The following is a 22,293-nucleotide window of genomic DNA, read 5'->3' on the forward strand; positions in this document are numbered from 1 at the left end:
AAAAACTCCGGAAATCCGGAGCTTAAAGTTAGTCTTGATAATAAGCAGTGTATAGCGCTGCGCCATTCAAAGCTGTATTTTCATTTTTATTGAGATAAATAGGAATGTTTCTTAGCATTTCTTCCATTTTATCACTGATCTTGAATTTTTCGTAAAACTTATCCTTATCAATATAGGTTCTTATTTCCTGAGGGATATCCCCGGAGATCAGCAATCCTCCTGTTGCTTTCAGTTTTAAGGTAAGGTTATTCGCCTCTCTTGCAAGAAACTCAAGGAAAGTATCTAACGCGATTTTACAGATCAGGACATCATCTTCTACCGCAGCTTTATACAATTCCTGTACGAAATTTCCTTCTGACAGTCTTTCGGCAAGCCATTCGGGTTCGGGATGTCTTTTTACGTCTCTTAAAAAACGGTAGATATTAAATAATCCTGTTTTGGACAATACATTTTCCCAGCTTACAATTCCATAGATATTGTTCAGGAACTGGTAGAATTCTACCTCTACATTCGTTCTCGGGGAGAATTCGGAGTGTCCGCCTTCGGTTGCGAAAGGTCTAATGTATTTACCGTCGAAAAAGTACCCTGCTTCTCCAAGCCCGTTTCCGGGAGCAAGGATGGCAACATTTCCTTTTTCCAGATTTCCGCTGGTGTAGATGGGATCAAGATCGGAATCTTCCAGAAGTCCCATACCGTAAGCTGAAGCCTCCTGATCATTAAGCATATCTGCTCTTTCAAAATTAAAATCTCTTTTAAAATCTTCAATATCGAGATTCCACCCCAGTCGTATCGGATTACTTTTCCCGTTGATCACCGGCCCGGGTACAGCCACAGCAAGTCTCTTTACATTTTCCAGCATATTATGCTGGATAAATTTCCTTAAAATGTCTGCAAATGAAGCATATTCTTTGGTTGGATAACTGTTTTGGATTTTAATCTCAAGGCCTCCGTTGGCGGAAATAAAATGACCTAAAGTGGTAATATCTTCACGAAGGTTTGCGCCAATGATTGATATATTATCATTGCCAGCATTTTTTGCTCCTGGTAAATAAAGCGGAAATTTCGGATTCAAAATCATAACCTCAAATTTTATCAAATATAATAATACTTTTCGTAAATTTTCGTTAGAAATAAAAAACCTTCTCAAAAACTCGAAAAGGTTTGGCTAATAATTGCTTATATTTAAATCTAACTACTTTCCTAATGGAATGTTGTAGGAAAATCCTACACCCAGGTTGCCAACATTATAGTCCTGACCCGGCAAATCTCCTTTGCTTCCTACAAATACTTTCTGGTACTGCACGAAAAAGTTCCAGTCCTGGTTATGATATCCGATCTCAGGCTTGATATAAAAACCGCCATCCGGTCTGTCAAGAGAAGCATTAGAAGCTACCTTATCATCACCAACAAGGAAACCGTATCCTAAGTCAGTCCCAAAATAGAAACCTGTCTGTTTCGGATAAATTCTGATCAGCGCACCCACAGGAACTACCCCTACATCGTTATTGCTGTATCCGTTGTTATCTTTTCCTAAATAATGGGTATATCCGGTTGCGATACCTAATCCGAATCCCGGAGTCACCAGGTTTTGGTATGCCACATCCACACCTACTGCCATTGATGTATTATCAGAAGGAACTGCTAAACCAACATTTGCTCCTACTTTAATCATATTATTCATCTGTGCACTCTGCGCACTCAAAGCTCCAGCAGTAAAAATTCCGGCAAATAAAATTGCATGTTTTAACATTTTCATAACTCTGATTTTTTAATTTTACTAAGCTGAAAACTGTAAAAATCGTGCCAATAAAGGTACCTTTTAAAGATTAGCTCTCTGTCAGAAATGCAAAATAATGATTTTCAATTCATTAAATTTAATTAAAAATTAAATGCTTGTTTAACTGCCATTGTCATAAACTTACCAGTCCATACTATTAACAATTATTAACCGTTGTTCTATTTAACATTATTATCATAACAAGATCCAAAATACAAAAATAGCTATGGCGATTGAGTCAGTTATCCGAAATAAACATCTTCTATGGCGCGCAGGCTTTGGCGCAGGAATTAACCAGCTTGATGACCTCAAAAACAAAAGTTCAAAAGCCTTTCTGGATGATCTGCTGAAAGAAGAGGTTTTTACCGATGTCAATTATGATACGCCCGATACCGAAATTGTGGATTATATGAACGATAGATCTCCTGCAGAAAAAAGAAAAGAAATCCAAAAGATCAACCGAAAACAGAATGAGGAGCTGAATCTTAACTTCCTTTATAAAATGGTAACCGGCACCGGGCAGTTAAGAGAAAAAATGGCTTTTTTCTGGCACGGACATTTCGCATCAAGAGTACTGAATCCGAAATTCAACAGGCAAATCCTTAATGTAATCCGAAAAAATGCGCTGGGAAACTTCAGAGATCTTTTATTTGAAGTAAGCAAAGCTCCTGCTATGCTTGCTTTTCTTAATAACCAGCAAAATAAGAAAGACCACCCCAACGAAAATTTTGCACGGGAAGTAATGGAGCTGTTCACCATGGGCAGAGGAAATTATACGGAAAAAGACATCCGGGAAGGCGCAAGAGCTTTTACGGGTTGGGGTTATGATAAAGAAGGAAATTTCCAGGAAAGAAAAAAGCTTCACGATGAAGAATTAAAAACATTTTTAGGCAAAACCGGTAACTTTACGGGAAATGATGTGTTAGATATTATTCTTGAACAAAAAGCAACAGCCAGATTTATAACCGTAAAAATTTACCGTTTCTTTGTCAATGAAAATGAAGATAAGGTCATTGTAGACCAACTTGCAGAACATTTCTATACATCCGGTTATGATATACGGAAACTGATGATCGAAATATTTTCAAGCTCATGGTTTTATGATCAGAAGAATATCGGCAACAGAATAAAGTCACCGATAGAACTGATGGCCGGAATCATGCGTACATTACCGATGAACATTCAGAATCCGGAAAATCTCATTGTTTACCAGAAATTACTGGGACAGATGCTTTTGTATCCGCCTAATGTCGCGGGCTGGCCAAACGGAAAATCCTGGATCGACAGCTCTACGTTGATGTTAAGGCTTCAGATTCCCCAGATCTGGTCGGGATTACGGCCTTTGGAATACAGTCCACGGCCGGATGATGACATCGAAATGGGAATGAAATCTAAGGAAAATGCAATGAATAAAGCGTTTAAAAATCCAAATATTACGATCGACTGGCAACGTGTGGAAAAAGTTTTTAACGGAAAAAATCCTGAAGAGTATCTGATACAGAACTCAAAATCATTGGATATGAATTCTGTGAAAAATTTCTCCGACAACAGTATTAAAATGAACATTATTAATCTGATGTGCACTCCTGAATATCAGTTGATGTAATGTAACCTAAAACCAAGCCTTATGTTAATCAAAAGAAGAGAATTCCTAAAAATAAGCTCGTTAGCAACCGCCTCATTACTGATGCCGAATTTCCTTAAAGCGATGACGTTCGACGAAGCGCTTGAGCCTGACCAAAAGATTTTGATCGTTCTGCAGTTTACAGGAGGAAATGACGGTCTCAATACGATTATTCCGGTGCGGAATGACATTTATTTTAAAGAAAGAAACAGCATTGCCATTAATAATTCTTTGACTCTGAATGATGAAACGGGGATTAACCCTGCTCTTCCTTATTTTAAAGAACTGTATGACAGCGGCGAACTTTCGGTTATGAACAATGTAGGATATCCGAATCCGGATAAATCCCATTTTAGGAGCATGGATATCTGGCATTCCGCCAGCAAAAGCGATGAATACCTGGACACCGGCTGGCTCGGAAGGTTTCTCGACGAAGAATGTTACCGTTGTGAGCATCCTACCCAGGCTTTGGAAGTAGACGACATGCTCAGTCTTGCATTGAAAGGTGAAAAAAATAAAGCTTTTGCCTTTAAAGATCCGAAAAGACTGTACCAAACCAGCCAGGAAAAATATTTCAAATCGCTGTACGATCATCACCATGACGACGAAACGGTTTCCTATCTCTATCAGACGCTGGGTTCCACCATCAACAATGCCGATTATATTTTTGAAAAAAGCAAGGCTAAAAAAACAACACAATCCTACCCCAATTCACAGCTCGGAAAAGACTTTAAAACGGTTGCTTCTTTAATTAAATCTGATATTAACACAAGGGTTTATTATCTTTCCATCGGAAGTTTTGATACGCACGTCAATCAAAATGAAAGACAGCAAAAGTTGTTCAATGATATTAATGAAGCGGTTAAATCATTTGTAGCAGATATGAAAAGTAACGGACTTTTTGATAATATTTTACTGATGACGTTTTCAGAATTCGGAAGAAGGGTTGCCCAGAACGCAAGCAAAGGTACCGATCATGGTACAGCCAACCAGATGTTTTTTATCAGTGGCGGACTGAAGAAAAAAGGGATGCTCAATGCGCTACCAGATCTCACAAAGCTGAATCAGGGAGATCTTATTTATACCGAAGATTTCAGGAAAGTTTATGCAACTATTCTTAAAAACTGGCTTAAAGCTGATTCTTCTAAAGTACTTGGCTGGAAAAACGGAGTTTACGATTTTATATAAAAAAAGAGGCTGTTGTTCATAACGCCTCTTTTTTCACAATATTAAATCTAACTACTCCCAGTTTTGTACGGGAACGCGTTTTTTATCTTCTGCCGGTTTTTCATCAAATTTTTCGGCGATTTTTTTAATTACAAATTCTATCACCAAAGGTGCCACCACTGCTACCACAGCTTTTAATATTCTTGATTTCATATTATTATTTTTGTATTTTGGGTAATACAATTTCCAAGCCACAAAGAATTTGTTCTAGTCCCCACCTTCTAAATCCAGGTTATTATAATTATTAAATCCCGCTCTGAACTTCTCCTGCATTCTCATTCTCAGTTTCTTTGGCTGATGCACGATAAGACATTCGCCAAAGCCTAATAACAGACGCTCCAGTTCGTAGTTGATCTGCACACAGATTTTAAACACCGTCCCTTCTTCTGTTTCACTAACGATTTCCTGACTTTTATGAAATGGTTTTGTTTTTACATAAGGCGCATTGGAGGCATCCACAAAAAAAACGACATTACGGGGTTTCATTGTCCCGGAAACGGTTACGCCTACGATATCCCTGAAGTACTCATCTCCGTCCAGATCTCGGTCTATGTATTCCGCTCTTTCTTCAAATTCTACATGCTCCATGCGGTCCAGAGCAAGGTTGTACATTTTTCCTTTGTAAACACATATTAAGAACCAGCGGTTATTGTATTCTTTTAGAAGCTGTGGATGAACAGTAAAAATATTAGCTTCTCTTGCTGTAAAGCTTTTATATAAAATACGAAGCACCTTTTTGCTGACAATGCTCTCATAAAGAATATCGATATGTTCCAAGCCTTTCAGCTGTTCGTTTTTATCCAGGTGAATAATTGATTTGTGATGGGTTGCATGAATTGAATCTTCCAGTTTCTGGATGACCCCGTTCATTTCTTTGAACATGGAAAAATCTTTGAACTGCTTCAAAATCTGTACTGCATTATTCATTGCTTTCAGGTCACTTTCATTCACGGAAATATTGTGAATGCTGTAATCGGGATCGCTGTATCGGTAATATTTCCTTTCGTATACTTCAATCGGAGCCTCATACCCGAATTTTTCACTGCGCATATTCTGCAGGTCGAGCTGCACCGTGCGTCTGCTTACAAAAGATTCTTTCCCCTCGTACTCGAACAATGCTTCAGAACATTCATCGATAAGATCTTCCAGCGTGTATTTCCTGAATTTGTTTTTTAAGCATTTATCCAGCGTTTTGTAGCGGATCAGGGCGTTTTTGTTGGATGACATTGTTTTTAAATTAGTGAGTGCTTATTTCAGGTCAAACCTTATAGGTTTTAAAAACCTATAAGGTTTCTCCACCAAAAATTAAAAATAAGGTGGAGTTTCCTAACCGTATTTACCTGAAATCTTTTCCTGTAATGGTTTTATAAAAATGATCGGTTGAATAAATCCTTCCTTCATATTCAAATCTTTTAGAAAATGGATTTACCTCGACTGAATAATATGTTGAACCATCAGGATAAATCCTAAACTTTATTCTCAAAATCTCTTCATTCACCTCTTCAATAGTATCAAGATTAAAATGGGAAATTAGTGGAAGAATTTCTTCACCTGTCGCTGCATTTTCCAATCCGAAACCGTTAATCCATAACGACATTCTAAACTCATTCATTTCTGTAATAAGCCTGAAGTTTCCATTGCATAATATTTTCTCTTGTCTGTACCTCATTTACAATTGGCTTTTCTCGAAAGAGCTATAAATCCTATATATAAATTTCTATTTTCTTTGCAGAGCCTTTCCGTCAAAAGAAACTCCGTCCCATCCAAATTCCATAAAGTTTCTGATATTCTGATGATCGCTTCCGTCCGGATTTTTTAATACATCTTCCCTGTAAAATTCTCCGAAAAGATTCAGGGTCTCCTGTTTACTTAAATCAAGCAGTTGCGCAAAACTAAACACTTTGCACGAACCGTTGTTCTGATTGGCTTCATTTACTGTATTTCCATTGGTGAATCTTGTAGGGGTGAAATCATAATGCTCGTCAATAAAAGCAATGACATCCTTAAACTGAATTTCCTCGGGCGCGTTTTCTAACTGTTCAAACAACATTTTATCTAAATTTTCTCAAAAATAATCAAAATAATCCCATCTGCGCAAAAAGATTGCACACTTGTACGCTTACTTTGCATCAACAAAAGATAAGAACATGGAATTTAACGGAAACAATTTAATCGAATTAGGATACAGACCTTCAAAATGGTTTAAAGAAGCGATCGAATTCATTAATGAAAATAATTTAGACGAACATCAAATCAAAATATACCTGGAACAATTTAAGCAGCCTGAACAGATTCCGCTTCATGAAACGGCCAAAGATTTTATTGTTAACATCAGAGCCGAACACGAAAGCGAAAATGACAACGTAGAAAAAGTAATCAATACGATGAATGTACTGATGAAAACACCAACCCTGCTTCACGGAGCAATCATGCCGGATGCCTGTCCTACAGGTCCTGAAGGACATATTCCTGTCGGAGGCGTGGTTGTGGCAAAAAATGCCATTCATCCGGGATTTCATAGCGCGGATATCTGCTGTTCGGTCATGTTGACGGATTTTGGGAAGACAGATCCTAAAGAAGTGTTAGATACCGCCCATTCCGTTACCCATTTCGGATACGGAGGAAGACCGAGAGGTGAACAGATGCCAATGTCTCAGGAATTAATGGATGCTTTCAGGGAAAATGACTTCCTGAATGATGAAAAACTGATCAGCATTGCCCGTTCGCATATGGGAACACAGGGAGACGGAAACCATTTCCTGTTCGTCGGAATTTCAAAAAATACCGGAAACACCATGTTGGTAACACATCACGGTTCCAGAGCTCCGGGTGCGGCTTTGTATGATAAAGGAATGAAAGTGGCCAACAAATTCAGGATGGAAATTTCCCCGGAAACGCTGAAGGAAAACGCATGGATTCCCTATGATACAGAAGAAGGAAAACAATATTGGGAAGCTTTGCAGCTGATCAGACAATGGACCAAGGAAAACCACACCTCCATTCATGATGCCGTTTTAAACAAAATGAACATCGAGAAAGAAGACCGGTACTGGAATGAGCATAATTTCGTTTTCCGAGACGGAGATCTGTTCTACCACGCGAAAGGAGCAACACCATTGGATGATAAATTCTTACCGGATATTACCGGACCAAGGCTTATTCCACTGAATATGGCAGAACCGGTTCTGATTGTACAGGGAACAACGAATGAAAGAAATCTTGGTTTTGCGCCGCATGGAGCAGGAAGAAATTTCAGCAGAACCCAGCATAAAAAATCGTTGGCCCATAAAACGATTGAAGAAGTTTTCGCAGAAGAAACCCAGGGACTGGATGTCCGTTTCTTTACGAATGATATTGATATTTCAGAACTTCCAACGGCTTATAAAAGCGCCAAAAATGTACGGGCACAGATCGAAGAATACGGATTGTGTGAAGTGCTGGATGAAGTGATGCCTTACGGATGTATCATGGCAGGTGATGTTCAGAAGAATGCGCCGTGGAAGAAAAAGAAGAAGTTTAAAAAGGCTTAGGTTTTAATAATTTTTCAACTAATAAAATTTCATATATTTAAAAAAAACTTTCAACAATCATGAATATCAAAATTAACGAAAAAATAAAAGATCTTGAACAGCATATTTTAAAATCTTTTAATTACGCAAAATCTGATGACGACAGTGCACTTAATAGTATTCGTAAAGCATGTGAAGCGATTTGTAAGATAATTATAATAAAAAACAAAGGTGAATCCACTGGTCTAAAAATTATTAATGGTGAAATTAATTATCACAATTTTACAGTTAATTCAGGGAATCAAAAATCATTGGATCTTCACGCTTTAATTGATGCATGCAAAGAAAATAAATGGTATAGTAATAAAGCTAAGAAAAACACTGCAATATTTCATAAACTTGATGAATTAAGATTTGGAGGTAATCAAGCATCTCATGACAATACAGACAAAAATGATAATCCAACTAGTGATGATATTGAGTATTGTATTATTAATTTTAAAAAACTGGTCAATTGGTTTTGGAAAGAAATTCTAAATATCGAGGTTTCACAAGAAATTTTGATGGCTTTAAACTTAAACAGTAATATTAGCGTGATTACTAATATGCAAAATAATACTTGGGAACAATTACGAAATCTTTCGAACAATTTTGACTCCAGTACCCAAAATTTTCTAGTAGCACCAAAAAAATTTGATAACTTATCATCCAACCAATTATTAGCTTTATCAAAAATAAACTGGAACATTATCTTCGACTTTGATTCTGATTCAAAAAATAGTGGTTTGTTTCTTTCTTTCAGTGTAAACAAAAATAAAAATCTGAGACCAATCAGTATAGAGCAATTACAGCAAAAAAATTTATCAAGTTCGTCAAAGCATTCAATTAATTGGATCTTTTGTGCAGGTATTGCTGGATTAGATAGTACTCTAATTGAAAATTATAAAGAATGGCGAAGTAAGAAATACATATCGCTAATTGAGAAAGTTGTCGAAGAATATGTTAATCAATCTAGTATTTCAAATGTAAATCTTTTTGTACTTTCAAGCGAAATAACTTATGTAGAAAAAATTATTGAAATTATATCTGACAAATATCCTGATGCCCTACTTAATATTATTATTTTATCAGATGATCAAGATAAATTTTTTTCAATTTCAGAAAAATTTGAGAATATATCTATCTTAGATTTATCAATCCCAGATTTTGTTAAATTAGTTGATTCGTTTATTGAATCTAAAATTTTAGATAATAAAGCGATACAGATTCCAGCAAAAATAGATGATAAAGATATGTTAATAGATATTCAAAAATCATATCTAACTTTTTTGGAGAAAAACATTGAGATAGTACACAAAACAATTCACCTTACAGACAATAAGGAAAATTCGCCACTACATTTTTACCAAGGTGGTGTCATTAATTGGAGTGAAATCGCTAATGAAATAGAAGTTAGACGAGATATAGAGAGAGAAGTTGCTGATAAAATTGAATCATATTTAACAAAGCAGAGTGCTAAAGGGCCAATTATTGACCTTCTACACAGTCCTGGAAGTGGTGGCACAACATTAGCGCGAAAAATGGCTTTTAAATTTAAAGAAAGATATCCTGTTGTTGTTATTAATAAGTACAATAAAAACATCACTAATCAAGGTTTATTCGATTTGTCTGAATTATCAAAAAAACCAATTTTAGCTATTGTTGAATCACACAATATAAATTTGAATGATTTGAATGCGATGATTCGAGAAAATAATGCGTCGAAAAAACATATTGTCTACCTTTATATACAAAGGTTTTATTCAATCCCTAAGAATTTAAAAACCAAACCTTCTGAAGTTTATTTGAAAGACACAATGATATCGATTGATGAAAGAGAAAGATTTATAAATAAATTTTGTTTAAATATTCCTACCAAAATATTATCTCTAAAAAAATTAAGCCAGTTACAGCCTTCAGAATGTGAAGTTATAGATTTTTCCCTCACAGCTTTTGAAGATGAGTTTTCGAAAAATAAAATTATCAATTATGTACAAACCTATTTCAATAAAATACCACAAAATCAAAAGGAATTCGTAGTATTTACTTGTTTGTATTATTATTACACACAAGGAAGCACTTCTGAATATTGGTTTTATAAGAAATTCGTTGAAAAATCCCTTACTAAAGAATTGAAAGTAGGATTCGACTTTGGAATTAATAAGTTATTAATTAGAGAAAAGAATGACGATGGAGATTATACTGGTTTTTGGAGACCTCGATTTAATCAATTTGCAAAAAATATTATTTCAGTTGCATTAGATCCTAATGGAAAAGATAATTGGAAAGATTTTCTATCAGAGTGGGCTATAATGTTTATTGAGGAATGTAGAGAAAGTAATGAATTTCTTATAGATGAAATAAGAATTGCTTTCAAAAAAATGTTTTTGTTAAGAAATAACGAAGATGCTATAGGCTTAGATAATATTGATGAATCTCAAAACAAGTTTTCTCAATTTATATATGATGTTAAGGATTCGAGTAAACAAAAATTAGTATTAAAAAAACTAACAACAAGTTATCCAAACGAAGCGCATTTTAGAGCTCATTACGGTAGATTTCTCTTTGAAAAACAAGAAAGTGAAGAGGATTTGGATTTGGCTAAGAGTGAAATTTCAGAAGCAATAATGTTAGGTCATAATGACTATAATCTCTGGCATCTAAAAGGAATGTGCAATCGCAGAAATATTGAGTTTAGAATAAATAATAGTTTGCAATTAGAGCCCTCTGAATTTGATAATTTCTTTCAATGGATAAAAGACGAAACGGAAGAAGCACAAATATTTTTCTTCAACAGCAAGGAAATACGTTCTGATAACTTGCATTGTCATACTGCTGAAATTCAAATGTTAATACGAGTGATAAATTTTGCAAAGGAAAAACTTTATCCTGATTATAGTATGCACTCATTTTTGATGATGAGTGAGAATAGTTGGTATGAAAGTCAATTAAATAAAATTTTGGAACTGATTGAAGAAGCTAATTATATTATTGAATTATCGACAGATATGGACAACGCAAAACATATGAGAACAGCAAGAACAATGATTGAGGACGGGGAAGCAAAAACATTCAGACTTTTGGGAAATATTTCAAAATCAATCGATAAATATAAGCAATTGTCTGAAACAGCTCAAAATTCAAGTAGACCATATTTTAGAAAAATGTTTGTTTATTCAACTTTAGTATCTAAGGTTGGAAATGACTTTAAAAAAATGGATTTAGCATGGTCTTTACTTAGCGATTATGAAAGAAATGAAATTCTAAAATTAATTAATAGTAACATCCATGATCAACCAGAAAATTCAAGTAATTATAAGATTTGGCTAAAATGTATTCGGCATAGTTCGATGTCATTAAGCTTAGATGAAGTAATTAATAAAATAAAAATATGGTATGATAACTGTAATTCTAATAAAATTTCTCGTATTGAAGCAACATATTATTTATACGTATTTAATGCAATCAGTTTGATTGAATCTGGTGATTCGCTTAATAAAATACAATTAGATAAAACTATTAATTACATTAAAGAATCTAAAGAAATAACTACTAACGATAAGTTTAATTTTGAGTGGCTAGGAAAAGGTTTTGGAGCAAAAAGAATTTTGAACTATTCAGTATTGGGTTCTATTAAGAATGAAGATTCAAAACTTTTTGAAGATGATTCTAAATTGCAAGATGTTGAAGGAATAATAACTGTTATCGACGGAAGACAGAAAGGAACAATAAAATTAAAATGTGGATTAGAAGCTTTTTTTGTTCCTGCTATAGGTAAATTTGAAAAAGGAAAAGATGAAACACTAAAAGTGACTTTTTTCATAAGCTTCAGATATGATGGACTACATGCATGGCATGTTAAAAGGCAAGATGTTAGCAGGAATACTACTAACATAGAAATTAAAGTAAATGAGCCTGCAATTAAAACAATTAAAGACTTATCCTTACCTACAGATAAAATTTCTTACAGTGGCTTTGTTAAAATATCAAAGCCTAATATTTTAGGTAAAATTGATATAGATAATTTAAAAAAATAGTTACATACTCGCTCATACCCACTACCAATAAATACAACAGTCACAATCAAGACTCATATGCCAGCAAAAGACCAGAAGCAATTCCGGTCTTTTTGGTTACCCCACTTAACATAACATATTGACAATCAAAATACCCAAACAAACCTACCACACTTTCAAAATAATTTTTATATTTGAAGCATTAATAACGAAACACAATTGATATGTCAAGCACCTCAGAAGTAGGTCACGCTAAAAATGTAGCGAACCTTCAGAAAATGATCCAGCAAGTTTCCACGTACAGCCTTTACAATCCACCGATTGCCGACATTACAGTGGCGAGTCTTCAGACTTTATACACCGAGGCCAATGCAAAACTGACAGAAGTTGGAGAAAAACGCAGCGCAAATAAAAATGCCATCGTTGCACGTCAGACCGCTTTCAAAAATTTGAGTTCAACCTGTACCAGCATCATCAATCTATTGGAAATTGTAGGCTTACCGAAGGGAACCTTAGATCAGGTAAGATCCTTGGTCCAGACTATTCAGGGCAGTTCAGGAAAAAGCAATACATCGGTTAAAAATGATAAAGAAGCGCCCAAAAGCTCATCCACTTCCCGCCAGTCTTTCACCTCAAAAGCTGAAAATTTCGGCCTTCTGTTACAGATGCTGTCTACCCTACCCGCTTACACGCCTAATGAGGACAGTATAAAGTTATCTAACCTCAGCAACTACCACGAATCACTGAAAACGGCAACCCTGTTGGTAGACCAGACCGAGTCTGAGCTGAACACCAAAATAATAGAACGTGATAGAATTCTTTATGCGGAAGAAAACGGAGTGTATGCCATCACCCTGAAAATTAAAAAATACATAAAAAGTTTATACGGAGCCACTTCCCCGGAATACACCACCGTTTCCGCAATAGAATTTACGAATAGAAAATAATGTGTGCTTACGTCTGAATAATATTGTAGCTCAGTAAATCAATATTTTTTCAAAGTAAAGTTGCATTTTTAAAATGTAACTTTATTTTTTTGCCCTGTAAGTTTACTTTTATTCGATATTATTTTACAATGGCACGATGCAACCTTACATTCTTTCGATGTGGTTTTACTTTTTCGTATTGTAACTTTATATTCTTCCATTGTAAATTCACATTCTTGCATTGTAAATTCACATTCTTTCATTGTAAATTCACATTCTTCCACTGTAACTTTACATTTTCGCCTTGTAAGTTTACATTAGATTGTTTTATCAGGCATACAGCGTAAAAACATTGCGCACATCACTATTTACTTTGCATTATAAATTAAAATAATGAGAACAAAAATAGTAGAAAAACTAAAAGAAGTTGAAGAAAACCGCGGTATAGAAATACTTCTTGCCGTAGAATCCGGAAGCCGCGCCTGGGGATTTGCATCTCCGGACAGCGATTATGATGTCCGCTTTATCTACCGGCACGAAAAAGATTGGTATCTTTCCCCCTGGGATAAGGATGAAACAATAGAATTCATGACCGAAGATGATCTGGATGGTTCCGGATGGGATCTCAGGAAAACTTTTCATTTACTGCTGAAGTCAAATGCGGCTTTGTTAAGCTGGTTTTACTCTCCTATCATCTATGTGAAAAATGAAAAGTTTTATGAACTGTTCAAACCTTTGGCAGATGAGTGCTTTTCTCCGATAGCCGTTTCCTATCATTATCTGAGCATGAGCAAAAAATATCTCGAAGCCTGCAGAAACAACGAAGTAAAACTAAAATCTTATTTCTACTGCCTCCGAACAACATTAACCGGAAAATGGATACTGGAAAAAGGAACGGTTCCCCCTGTTTTGTTCAGTGAGCTGCTTGTGTTGGCAGATGATTTCACCAGAATAAAAATAGAAAATCTGATCGCCCTAAAAGCCATGAAAGGAGAATCATACTACCATCCAAACGACTGGGAACTTTTCGGGTTTTTAGAAAAAACAATACTGGATAATGAAGAAAGATCTAAAAATCTGAAGGGTGGAAACTTGGATAAGAATGAAATGGAAAGAGTTTTCAGAGAAATATTAAATACGTGAGTTCGAGCATGAGCAAAAAATATCTCGAAGCCTGCAGAAACAACGAAGTAAAACTAAAATCTTATTTCTACTGCCTCCGAACAACATTAACCGGAAAATGGATACTGGAAAAAGGAACGGTTCCCCCTGTTTTGTTCAGTGAGCTGCTTGTGTTGGCAGATGATTTCACCAGAATAAAAATAGAAAATCTGATCGCCCTAAAAGCCATGAAAGGAGAATCATACTACCATCCAAACGACTGGGAACTTTTCGGGTTTTTAGAAAAAACAATACTGGATAATGAAGAAAGATCTAAAAATCTGAAGGGTGGAAACTTGGATAAGAATGAAATGGAAAGAGTTTTCAGAGAAATATTAAATACGTGAGTTCGATGTAAAAAACAGAACAAAAATATCAATAGAAATGGGCTTTAGCCCATTTTAATAATTAAGAAAACAATCGGCTTTAGCCAAAACTTATACTAAATTTCGGTCAAAGTTAATTTTGATTTGGAATCTTTACCTCGAACCAAAGCCTAACATGCAACTAGTTAAAAATAATGGTGTATCAATTAATTTTTAATCTTCTACATCAAACTCACGTTAAATAATAACACATAAGGTTATGACCATACAAGATATAAAAACCAAAAACCTCATCCTTTTCGAAGCCATCTCCGGAAGCCGGGCTTTCGGGCTGGCTACGGAAAACTCGGATATGGATATCCGGGGTGTATACTATGTTCCGAGAGAAGATTTTTTCGGGCTAAACTATATTCCGCAGGTCTCCAATGAAACCAATGATATTACGTATTACGAAATCGGAAGATTTGTTGAGCTTCTGCAGAAGAACAATCCGAATATAATGGAAGTACTGGCCACTCCGGAAGATTGCATACAGTCTAAACATCCGTTAATGGGTTTGTTGAAACCAGAAGATTTCCTCTCTAAATTGTGTAAAGATACATTTGCCGGATATGCGGTTTCACAGATCAAAAAAGCAAAAGGACTCAACAAAAAAATTCTGAACCCGATGGATAAAGAAAAGAAATCCATTCTCGATTTCTGCTACATTTTGCGGGATCAGGGTTCCGTTCCATTGAAAAAGTGGTTGCGGGAATTCCCCTCCTCTGGAGGGGTGTCCGAAGGACGGGGTGGTTTACAACAGGAAAAATGCGGCCTGGTAAGCATCGACAACACCAAAGGAATGTTTGCGCTTTTCTATGATGAATCGGAAGATTTACACTATAAAGGAATTATTCAGCATGAAGAGGCCAACCAGGTTTCGGTATCTTCGGTTCCGAAAGAGGAAAAACCTATTGCCTACATGTTCTGTAACCTAGATGCGTATTCTGCTTACTGCAAAGACTACCGCGAGTACTGGAAGTGGGTTTCCGAACGTAATGAAGACCGCTACAATGTCAACCAAAACCACGGACAGAATTATGACAGTAAAAACATGATGCATACCATCCGTCTCCTGCAGTCATGCGAGCAGATTTTCAAAACAGGCTCTCTGAATATCCGTGTAGAAAACCGTGAGGAACTGCTGGATATCAAAGCCGGAAACCGTTCTTACGATGAGGTTATGAAAAAAGCGGAGGAACTTATAAAATCTATAGAATTTTATTATTCAGGTTCAAAGCTTCCTGAATTTCCAGATATCAAAAAAACAACAAAGATACTTACAGAGATCCGGGAAGAACTTTATATAAAAATATAATCATTTATCTCTGAACATCTAAACTAAAAGCCCCGAAAAGTTAATTTTCGGGGCTTTATTTATTGAAATACCAACTGATATTATTCTCTGTTTTTAAGCATAATCCAGCCAGACTGGCTCATATTGGTTTTTGATTTCGGATACTGGAAGTTAAACTTGTACCAGTACGTTGCAGTAGGCAATTTCTTTCCTCCAACGGTACCGTTCCAGATCGGGTTTTCTTTTGAGAACCTGAACATTTCCGCACCATAACGATCGTAAATAGATCCTGTAAAGTTGTTGAAACCTCCAAGGGAAGTAAGATCAAGCGTATCATTAATACCGTCATCATTCGGAGTGATAATATTTCTCACCTGGAATGTAAAGAATTCCAGCGCTCCTACACAATGAGTTCCTACTGTTCTCACCTGAATATTATACGTTGTATTGTCCAGAATACCTGTAAACACATTAGACTGCTGCCATGAAATACCTCCGTCAACAGAATATTCTGCAGTCTGAGGAATATTATTGATCATTGGCACTTCTGCGGTAATTGTCAATGTATTGTTGCTGTAATCAACATTCGAAACAAATGGAGATGCTGCTCCCATCACCTCTGCCGTGAATGTTCTCTCGCAATATCCGTTATCGATTTTCACCGAATAAATACCCCAGTTATCTACATTGATGGTTTGTGTGATTTCACCTGTGCTCCATAGGTAGCTGTAATTAGGTCCCGCTCCTGCATCAAGAGTAATTCTGTCTCCCTGGCACATTTCCACATCTGTCAGTGGTGACGTAATCTCAGGAACCACTTCTACCGTAACCGTCGCAGGTAATGAAGACTGACATCCTTTTGTGCCTAAAGCATATACCGAGAATGTCGTAGTATGATAAACCGTTGCCGTCTGTGTACCGCCGGTTCCCTGGAAGTTAGCCCAGTTATAAGTAGCACCTCCGGTAGCCGTAAGATCTACTGTTGAACCCGGGCATACTTTAAGCTTTGATGCTACCAAAGTTACCGTAGGCCTTGTTTCTTTTAATAAGGTTAATTTTGCCATTTTGCTGCAGAATCCTCCATTAGAAACAACAACATAGAGAATCTGTCCGTCATTGCCATTATAATGTAAAACATCCTGAATATAGTTGTTATTCTGAGCCACCGCATCAGCCTGGTTCACATAAAAACGGAATACCGCACCCGGAGTCGTACTGATAGACGGCGTAGCATCCGTCAGATCAAACCATGTCACATCCGGTGTGGAACAAAGCAGTAATGATGCATCAACTGCCGAAGGAGTTGTTCCTCCGTTAATTTTAATATTTGCTTTTCCCGGACAAGGATTTCCGGGAAATGATACCTGAATTTCATAATTCCCCGGTTGTGTAGCAGTAATCGTAGGCGTTGTTGCTCCCGGAATTGCAACTCCGTTGAAGAACCACTGGTAATTCATATTCGGATCACTTACAGAAGCTGTAATAACCTGAGGTACATTGTCGCATACATTGATCTCTTCCGGTAAAGTTCCTCCATTAGGATCTAATAATTCAACCCCGATATTAAATGAACCTCCTTCTAAAAATACCGCAGAATCATAGCTGCTGTCAATAGCATCAGCCAACACCATTTTAAAATGGTAAGACTGCCCGGGAACTACTGTTGCTGTAGCCTGTAAAGGCACTGTTCTGCCATTAAAGTTAGTTTCAACATTAGCGGTATTATATCCTCCGAAGAAAGAAACATTCGGAGCTCCGCATCCCATATCAAATCCGCTAAAACTATTCTGAGGATGAATATTCGTTACACTTACCGGCCCTGTACCCGGAGCAGGCAATACCGCCATATTTACATACGGACCTCCCGCTGTCGGTCTTAATAGTAATGCGAATGCATCAGAGAAACTACAAGGAAAAGATCCGGTATATTCTTCAGACGCAAATAAATAATTAAACTTTACCTGAGAAGAGGTTGGAATAAAATCAAACTCTAAAATAACAGCATCATTAAGTGTTGCAGATGGATTGGTTGCTGCCACAAGATCCGGATCACTCCCGGTAGGCAAATCATCTCCTAAAGTAGTACTTATATAACTGTTACCTGCTTTGGTGGCATGGCCCGTTGTAAGCACGATACCATCTTTAAAAGGAAAATTGGTCGTTCCTTTGTGAAAGTAACCCCAGGATCTTTGAACATTACTTGCCGCTAAGTTCGGGCTTACCTGAACGTTGGATACACTTGGCGTTACACAAGAGTTTGTCCCTGAAGAAATCAACACATCTTTTACCAGCTGCAAAGGAGTATAATCCGTTGGGGCATAACCGGCAGCATTTACATCAATAAAAGCACCTGCTTTCATTGTTAAGCTGGATGCCTTTTCTTTTTGAGGTTTTCTGGGTGTAACGTTTTGTGAATAAAAGAGACTCGACGACGAGACCGCGAATAAGGAAAACAATAGTAAGTATCTCTTCATAAATAAGTTGTTTAAACAAATTTAATTGTTTTTTATAAATATATACACATTTTTAACTTTTTTATATCAAAAAAGCAAATAAACCTCCCAAATTGAGAGGTTTATTATATTTATGACTGTTAATTTCTATTTTTTAACAAAATCCATCCGCTGCGCTGCTCGAGTTTCCTGCTTGCAGGATTCTCCCACTGTACACGATACCAGTATGTCGCCGTTGGAAGTATTAAGCTTCCTCTCAGCAGTCCGTTCCAGCTTGTCTGATTCTTATCTGCTTTAAATACTTCCTGTCCGTATCTGTCAAATATAGAGGCTGCAAAATTGTTATACTTGCTTATTCCTGTAAAATCGACGGTATCATTTCTACCGTCAGAGTTTGGAGTAATGGCATTAATTACCACAAATGTAAAGAATGACAATGTAGTTCCGCACTTCGCATCTTTTACCCGAACCATAAGATTATAGTTGTTATTATCCAGCATATTGTAAAAGATATTTGAATCCTGCCATGTTACTCCCCCGTTTGACGAATACTCTAAAGTTCCTCCTGTCGGATTGGTTGCTGATATTGTTAAAACATGATTATCATATGTAACGTTGGTAAACTGAGGAAGTGCAGGATTGATCAACTGCGCACTATAGACTTTAGAACAGGTGCCATTACTGATCGTTACGGAATATGTTCCCGGAGTATTTACAGAAATCGTCTGTGTAGTTGCTCCTGTATTCCAGAGGTAGGTATAATTTGGTCCAGAACCGGCATCCAGAATTCCGGAATCTCCGGCACAGGCATAGACATCCTTCAATGTTGATTCAATTGCAGGGACAACCTCAATGGTAATGGAAGTAGGATTTGCTACTCTACATCCGTTTCCACCCAAAGCAAAAACAGAATAGATAGTCGTAGCGGTAGGAGATACAACCTGAGTACTTCCGTTACCTGGCAGGCCTACCCATTCATAGGTAACTCCACCTGTTGCTGTTAATGTAACCGACTCACCTACACAAATTTTAGATTTTGAAGCTGCCAATATGGCCACTGGCGGACCGACCACAATGGTAACGGTAGCCGGAGTTGCCGATACGCAGCCATTGGCACCTACAGCGAAAACCGTATAAACCGTAGTATTCGTAGGAGAAACGACCTGTGTATTTCCATTTCCCGGAAGATTATTGCCCCAGTTATAAGTAGCACCTCCGGATGCTGTTAATGTCACGGATTCCCCGGAGCAGATTTGCTGAACGGTTGATGTTAGCGTTGCCACCGGTAATGTGGTATTCTGTGTTACCGTAACATTCGATGTATAAGAACAGTTTAAATTGCCCGGCTGATTAACATTAGTCACTGTTAATGTATACACTCCTCCTGCATTTACAACAGGTGTCAATGTATTTCCCCCTGAAACAATATTTCCTCCGCCGGTTGCCGTCCACGCGATGGTAGAACCTGCCGGAATCACGGAAGCAGAAGCATTGAGTGTTACCTGTGGTGTATTACAGGTAATCTGTTGAGGCTGAGCAATGGTTAAAGTTGTTTGAGGTGTTGCCAACAGCTGCAAATTCACCACATATCTGCATCCTCCGTTAACAACAAGAACATATATTGTCTGATTTCCCGCACTGTTGAATGATGCAGGATTAGCTATTGTATTGGTATTTCCTGCGTTAGCATCAGCTACATTCAGATAGTAAGAGAATGTAACGCCGGTTGCAGTAGTAATCTGAGATTGTGCTTCCGTTAAGTTATAATTGATTCCTCCAGCCTGATAACACTTAAACAATGTAGCATTCTGAACGGTAATTGGTTGTGAAACCTGTATGGTAATGGTTGCAGGAGTCTGAGATACACAACCATTGGCCCCAACTGCTGTGACCGTATACGTTGTTGTGGTAGTTGGTGAAACAGTCTGGGTATTTCCATTTCCCGGAAGTCCCACCCAATTATAGGTAACACCGCCGGATGCTGTTAATGTCACAGATTCGCCGGAGCATATTAGCGTTTTAGAAGCCGTTAAACCAGTAGTTGGCGGAGCACTGTCGCCGGTTACGGTAACGTTTGCCGTTCCTGTACAAGTTAAGTTACCCGGCTGATAAGTATTTGAAATCGTTAAGGTGTAAGTTCCTGCCGTGTTTACCACCGGATTGAGGGTATTGGCGCCGGAGACGATGTTTCCATTTGTCGTTGTCCACGCAAATGTAGATCCGGCAGGATAAGTGGAACCTGAAGCATTTAATGTGATTTGCGAATTGGTACATGTTAAAACAGATGGTGCTGCAATTGTAGCAATTATCTGCGGTGCCTTCACAAGCTGCAGTTGTGCAACCTTTGAACAGAATCCGTTTTTTACAAGAACATATACTGTCTGTCCGGCACTCTGGAATGCAGCAGGATTGGCTATTGTATTACCGTTTCCGGCTGAAGCATCTGACTGATTGACATAATAACTAAACGTTGCTCCCGGTGTCGTACTTATTGAAGTTTGCGCAGAGGTAAGATTAAAAGTGGCATTTCCCTGGGTATAACATGCCGTTAAAGTAGCATTTTGTACGGTAGGCGAAGTGCCTCCAACAATCGTAACGGAAGCGGTTCCGGGGCACGTGTTGCCGGGTAGAAAAACCTGAACCGTATATAATCCGGGTTGCGTTGCCGTATAAGATGAACCTGTTGCTCCCGGGATAGGAGTAGTTCCTAATAACCACTGATAAGTAGCTCCTCCTCCCTGAACAGAAGCAGTAAGAACCTGTGGTGCATTGTCACAGACGTTTATGGATGAGGGCAGCTCTACACCAGCAGGATTGAGAAGCTGAACGCCAATATCAAAAGATCCCGCTTCAAGAAAAACAGCCGAATCGAAGTTTGAATCCTGATAGTCTGCAAGAACCATTTTAAAATGATACGTCTGTCCCGGAATTACCGTCGCTGTTGCCGTAAGAGGAATAGTACGTCCGTCAAAATTGGTTTCAACCTGAGGGTTATTAATTCCTGCAAAATACTGAACATTTTTAGGGCCGCAAGGTAAATTTGCCGGAATAATATTGGTAACACTCACAGGATCACCATTGGGAAGAATCGCTAAATTGGTGTATGTAGGATCTCCTACTTTTTTCAGTAATAAAGCAAAACCATCTGAAATACTGCATGTAAAGTTACTCTGATATTCTTTGGAAGCAAACAGATACCTGAACGAAACTTTTGTAGAAGCAGGTACAAAATCAAATTCTATATAAGTTGCGTCTCTTAAATTGGCATTATTTACATTTAAAGCTGTTGCAAGATCTGTATCTCCTCCGGAAGAAAGCACATCACTTAAAGTTCCCTGAAAATTATTTCCAGTTTTTCTGGCGTATCCTGTGGTAAGAACAATCCCTTTGGCAAAGGGAAAATTAGTGGTGGCTTTATTAAAATATCCCCAGCTTCTGTTCTGGTCGGTAACTGCAAGATTGGGAGAGACAACCACATTGCTTACATTGGCAGCCGAACATGTGGAACCGCCGCTGATAAGAACATCTTTTACCAGTTGTGTAATACTGAAGGCTGATTCCGGATAGCCGGCGGCATTCACATCGATAAAGACACCTGCCTTCATACTTGCGGCTGTAGGTTTTTTAGCAGAAACCTTACTTTGCCTGTCCTGTGCAAATAGCAAAGATCCCGTAAAAACTAAAAATAAAGCCAAAAGTAAATTTTTCATCCTCCTATTTAACATTTTTATATTATTTTAAACAAAAATACTATTTTTTTTGATTGAATATCAATTCAGCCCAAATTACATTATCATTAATACAATAAGGCCGATTTTACAATATATCTTCAATTCATATTATTAACGAAAAAAAGACCAACAAATTATTGGTCTTTCTTTGAATATTTAAAAATTAAT

The 22,293-nt window shown here is 37.3% G+C and carries 16 protein-coding genes; 8 read left to right on the forward strand and 8 right to left on the reverse strand.

All coding sequences use genetic code 11. From position 1 onward, the window contains the following. Positions 1 to 28: 28 nt before the first annotated feature. Entirely contained in the window at positions 29 to 1,078 is a 1,050-nt protein-coding gene (locus ACYT6F_RS19275; protein WP_472599223.1) for a glucokinase, read from the reverse strand. Positions 1,079 to 1,192: 114 nt separating this feature from the next. Further along, on the reverse strand, positions 1,193 to 1,756 hold the full coding sequence (locus ACYT6F_RS19280) for a hypothetical protein (protein ID WP_472599224.1): 564 nt from the start codon (positions 1,754 to 1,756) through the stop codon (positions 1,193 to 1,195). 247 nt (positions 1,757 to 2,003) lie between these two features. Here ACYT6F_RS19280 and ACYT6F_RS19285 point away from each other — a divergent pair, with 247 nt between their 5' ends. Next, on the forward strand, positions 2,004 to 3,383 hold the full coding sequence (locus ACYT6F_RS19285; RefSeq protein ID WP_472599225.1) for a DUF1800 domain-containing protein: 1,380 nt from the start codon (positions 2,004 to 2,006) through the stop codon (positions 3,381 to 3,383). Between the two features lie 21 nt (positions 3,384 to 3,404). Further along, complete coding sequence (locus ACYT6F_RS19290; protein WP_472599226.1) at positions 3,405 to 4,589, forward strand: DUF1501 domain-containing protein; 1,185 nt, start codon at positions 3,405 to 3,407, stop codon at positions 4,587 to 4,589. A gap of 51 nt (positions 4,590 to 4,640) precedes the next feature. On the opposite strand, the gene ACYT6F_RS19295 is transcribed toward ACYT6F_RS19290, so the two are convergent. The 4 genes from ACYT6F_RS19295 to ACYT6F_RS19310 form a co-directional block, all read right to left on the reverse strand. Continuing rightward, positions 4,641 to 4,781, reverse strand: coding sequence for a hypothetical protein (locus tag ACYT6F_RS19295; RefSeq protein WP_178337351.1), 141 nt, complete (start codon positions 4,779 to 4,781; stop codon positions 4,641 to 4,643). A 54-nt stretch (positions 4,782 to 4,835) separates the two neighbouring features. Beyond that, entirely contained in the window at positions 4,836 to 5,855 is a 1,020-nt protein-coding gene (locus tag ACYT6F_RS19300; RefSeq protein WP_472599227.1) for a helix-turn-helix transcriptional regulator, read from the reverse strand. Between the two features lie 109 nt (positions 5,856 to 5,964). Continuing rightward, the gene (locus ACYT6F_RS19305) at positions 5,965 to 6,297 is read right to left on the reverse strand and encodes a hypothetical protein (RefSeq protein ID WP_472599228.1); all 333 of its coding nucleotides are present in this window, start codon (positions 6,295 to 6,297) and stop codon (positions 5,965 to 5,967) included. 48 nt (positions 6,298 to 6,345) lie between these two features. Next, a complete protein-coding gene (locus tag ACYT6F_RS19310) occupies positions 6,346 to 6,678 on the reverse strand; it encodes a HopJ type III effector protein (RefSeq protein WP_472599229.1) in 333 nt (110 codons plus the stop codon). Positions 6,679 to 6,775: 97 nt separating this feature from the next. Here ACYT6F_RS19310 and ACYT6F_RS19315 point away from each other — a divergent pair, with 97 nt between their 5' ends. From ACYT6F_RS19315 to ACYT6F_RS19340, 6 genes are all read left to right on the forward strand, one after another. Continuing rightward, positions 6,776 to 8,158, forward strand: a complete 1,383-nt coding sequence (locus ACYT6F_RS19315) for an RtcB family protein (RefSeq protein WP_472599230.1) — start codon at positions 6,776 to 6,778, stop codon at positions 8,156 to 8,158. Between the two features lie 59 nt (positions 8,159 to 8,217). Continuing rightward, positions 8,218 to 12,213, forward strand: a complete 3,996-nt coding sequence (locus ACYT6F_RS19320; protein WP_472599231.1) for a P-loop NTPase — start codon at positions 8,218 to 8,220, stop codon at positions 12,211 to 12,213. A 203-nt stretch (positions 12,214 to 12,416) separates the two neighbouring features. Then, complete coding sequence (locus ACYT6F_RS19325; RefSeq protein ID WP_472599232.1) at positions 12,417 to 13,139, forward strand: hypothetical protein; 723 nt, start codon at positions 12,417 to 12,419, stop codon at positions 13,137 to 13,139. A 372-nt stretch (positions 13,140 to 13,511) separates the two neighbouring features. Then, complete coding sequence (locus tag ACYT6F_RS19330) at positions 13,512 to 14,261, forward strand: nucleotidyltransferase domain-containing protein (protein ID WP_472599233.1); 750 nt, start codon at positions 13,512 to 13,514, stop codon at positions 14,259 to 14,261. 8 nt (positions 14,262 to 14,269) lie between these two features. After that, positions 14,270 to 14,626 carry a DNA polymerase beta superfamily protein gene (locus ACYT6F_RS19335; protein WP_472599234.1) on the forward strand — a complete coding sequence of 119 codons (357 nt, stop codon included), beginning with the start codon at positions 14,270 to 14,272 and terminating at the stop codon, positions 14,624 to 14,626. 238 nt (positions 14,627 to 14,864) lie between these two features. Beyond that, entirely contained in the window at positions 14,865 to 15,962 is a 1,098-nt protein-coding gene (locus ACYT6F_RS19340; protein ID WP_472599235.1) for a DNA polymerase beta superfamily protein, read from the forward strand. An 80-nt stretch (positions 15,963 to 16,042) separates the two neighbouring features. On the opposite strand, the gene ACYT6F_RS19345 is transcribed toward ACYT6F_RS19340, so the two are convergent. After that, a complete protein-coding gene (locus ACYT6F_RS19345) occupies positions 16,043 to 18,415 on the reverse strand; it encodes a choice-of-anchor L domain-containing protein (protein WP_472599236.1) in 2,373 nt (790 codons plus the stop codon). Between the two features lie 119 nt (positions 18,416 to 18,534). Further along, on the reverse strand, positions 18,535 to 22,104 hold the full coding sequence (locus ACYT6F_RS19350) for a choice-of-anchor L domain-containing protein (RefSeq protein ID WP_472599238.1): 3,570 nt from the start codon (positions 22,102 to 22,104) through the stop codon (positions 18,535 to 18,537). Positions 22,105 to 22,293 lie beyond the last annotated feature (189 nt).

This window comes from Chryseobacterium sp. NG-CE01, assembly GCF_055695505.1.

What these genes read in the sequence shown, in the direction of transcription:
- ACYT6F_RS19275 (WP_472599223.1), bottom strand. Translation starts at nt 1,078, where the DNA reads ATGATTTTGAATCCGAAATTTCCGCTTTATTTACCAGGAGCAAAAAAT.
- ACYT6F_RS19280 (WP_472599224.1), bottom strand. Translation starts at nt 1,756, where the DNA reads ATGAAAATGTTAAAACATGCAATTTTATTTGCCGGAATTTTTACTGCT.
- ACYT6F_RS19285 (WP_472599225.1), top strand. Translation starts at nt 2,004, where the DNA reads ATGGCGATTGAGTCAGTTATCCGAAATAAACATCTTCTATGGCGCGCA.
- ACYT6F_RS19290 (WP_472599226.1), top strand. Translation starts at nt 3,405, where the DNA reads ATGTTAATCAAAAGAAGAGAATTCCTAAAAATAAGCTCGTTAGCAACC.
- ACYT6F_RS19295 (WP_178337351.1), bottom strand. Translation starts at nt 4,781, where the DNA reads ATGAAATCAAGAATATTAAAAGCTGTGGTAGCAGTGGTGGCACCTTTG.
- ACYT6F_RS19300 (WP_472599227.1), bottom strand. Translation starts at nt 5,855, where the DNA reads ATGTCATCCAACAAAAACGCCCTGATCCGCTACAAAACGCTGGATAAA.
- ACYT6F_RS19305 (WP_472599228.1), bottom strand. Translation starts at nt 6,297, where the DNA reads ATGAGGTACAGACAAGAGAAAATATTATGCAATGGAAACTTCAGGCTT.
- ACYT6F_RS19310 (WP_472599229.1), bottom strand. Translation starts at nt 6,678, where the DNA reads ATGTTGTTTGAACAGTTAGAAAACGCGCCCGAGGAAATTCAGTTTAAG.
- ACYT6F_RS19315 (WP_472599230.1), top strand. Translation starts at nt 6,776, where the DNA reads ATGGAATTTAACGGAAACAATTTAATCGAATTAGGATACAGACCTTCA.
- ACYT6F_RS19320 (WP_472599231.1), top strand. Translation starts at nt 8,218, where the DNA reads ATGAATATCAAAATTAACGAAAAAATAAAAGATCTTGAACAGCATATT.
- ACYT6F_RS19325 (WP_472599232.1), top strand. Translation starts at nt 12,417, where the DNA reads ATGTCAAGCACCTCAGAAGTAGGTCACGCTAAAAATGTAGCGAACCTT.
- ACYT6F_RS19330 (WP_472599233.1), top strand. Translation starts at nt 13,512, where the DNA reads ATGAGAACAAAAATAGTAGAAAAACTAAAAGAAGTTGAAGAAAACCGC.
- ACYT6F_RS19335 (WP_472599234.1), top strand. Translation starts at nt 14,270, where the DNA reads ATGAGCAAAAAATATCTCGAAGCCTGCAGAAACAACGAAGTAAAACTA.
- ACYT6F_RS19340 (WP_472599235.1), top strand. Translation starts at nt 14,865, where the DNA reads ATGACCATACAAGATATAAAAACCAAAAACCTCATCCTTTTCGAAGCC.
- ACYT6F_RS19345 (WP_472599236.1), bottom strand. Translation starts at nt 18,415, where the DNA reads ATGAAGAGATACTTACTATTGTTTTCCTTATTCGCGGTCTCGTCGTCG.
- ACYT6F_RS19350 (WP_472599238.1), bottom strand. Translation starts at nt 22,104, where the DNA reads ATGAAAAATTTACTTTTGGCTTTATTTTTAGTTTTTACGGGATCTTTG.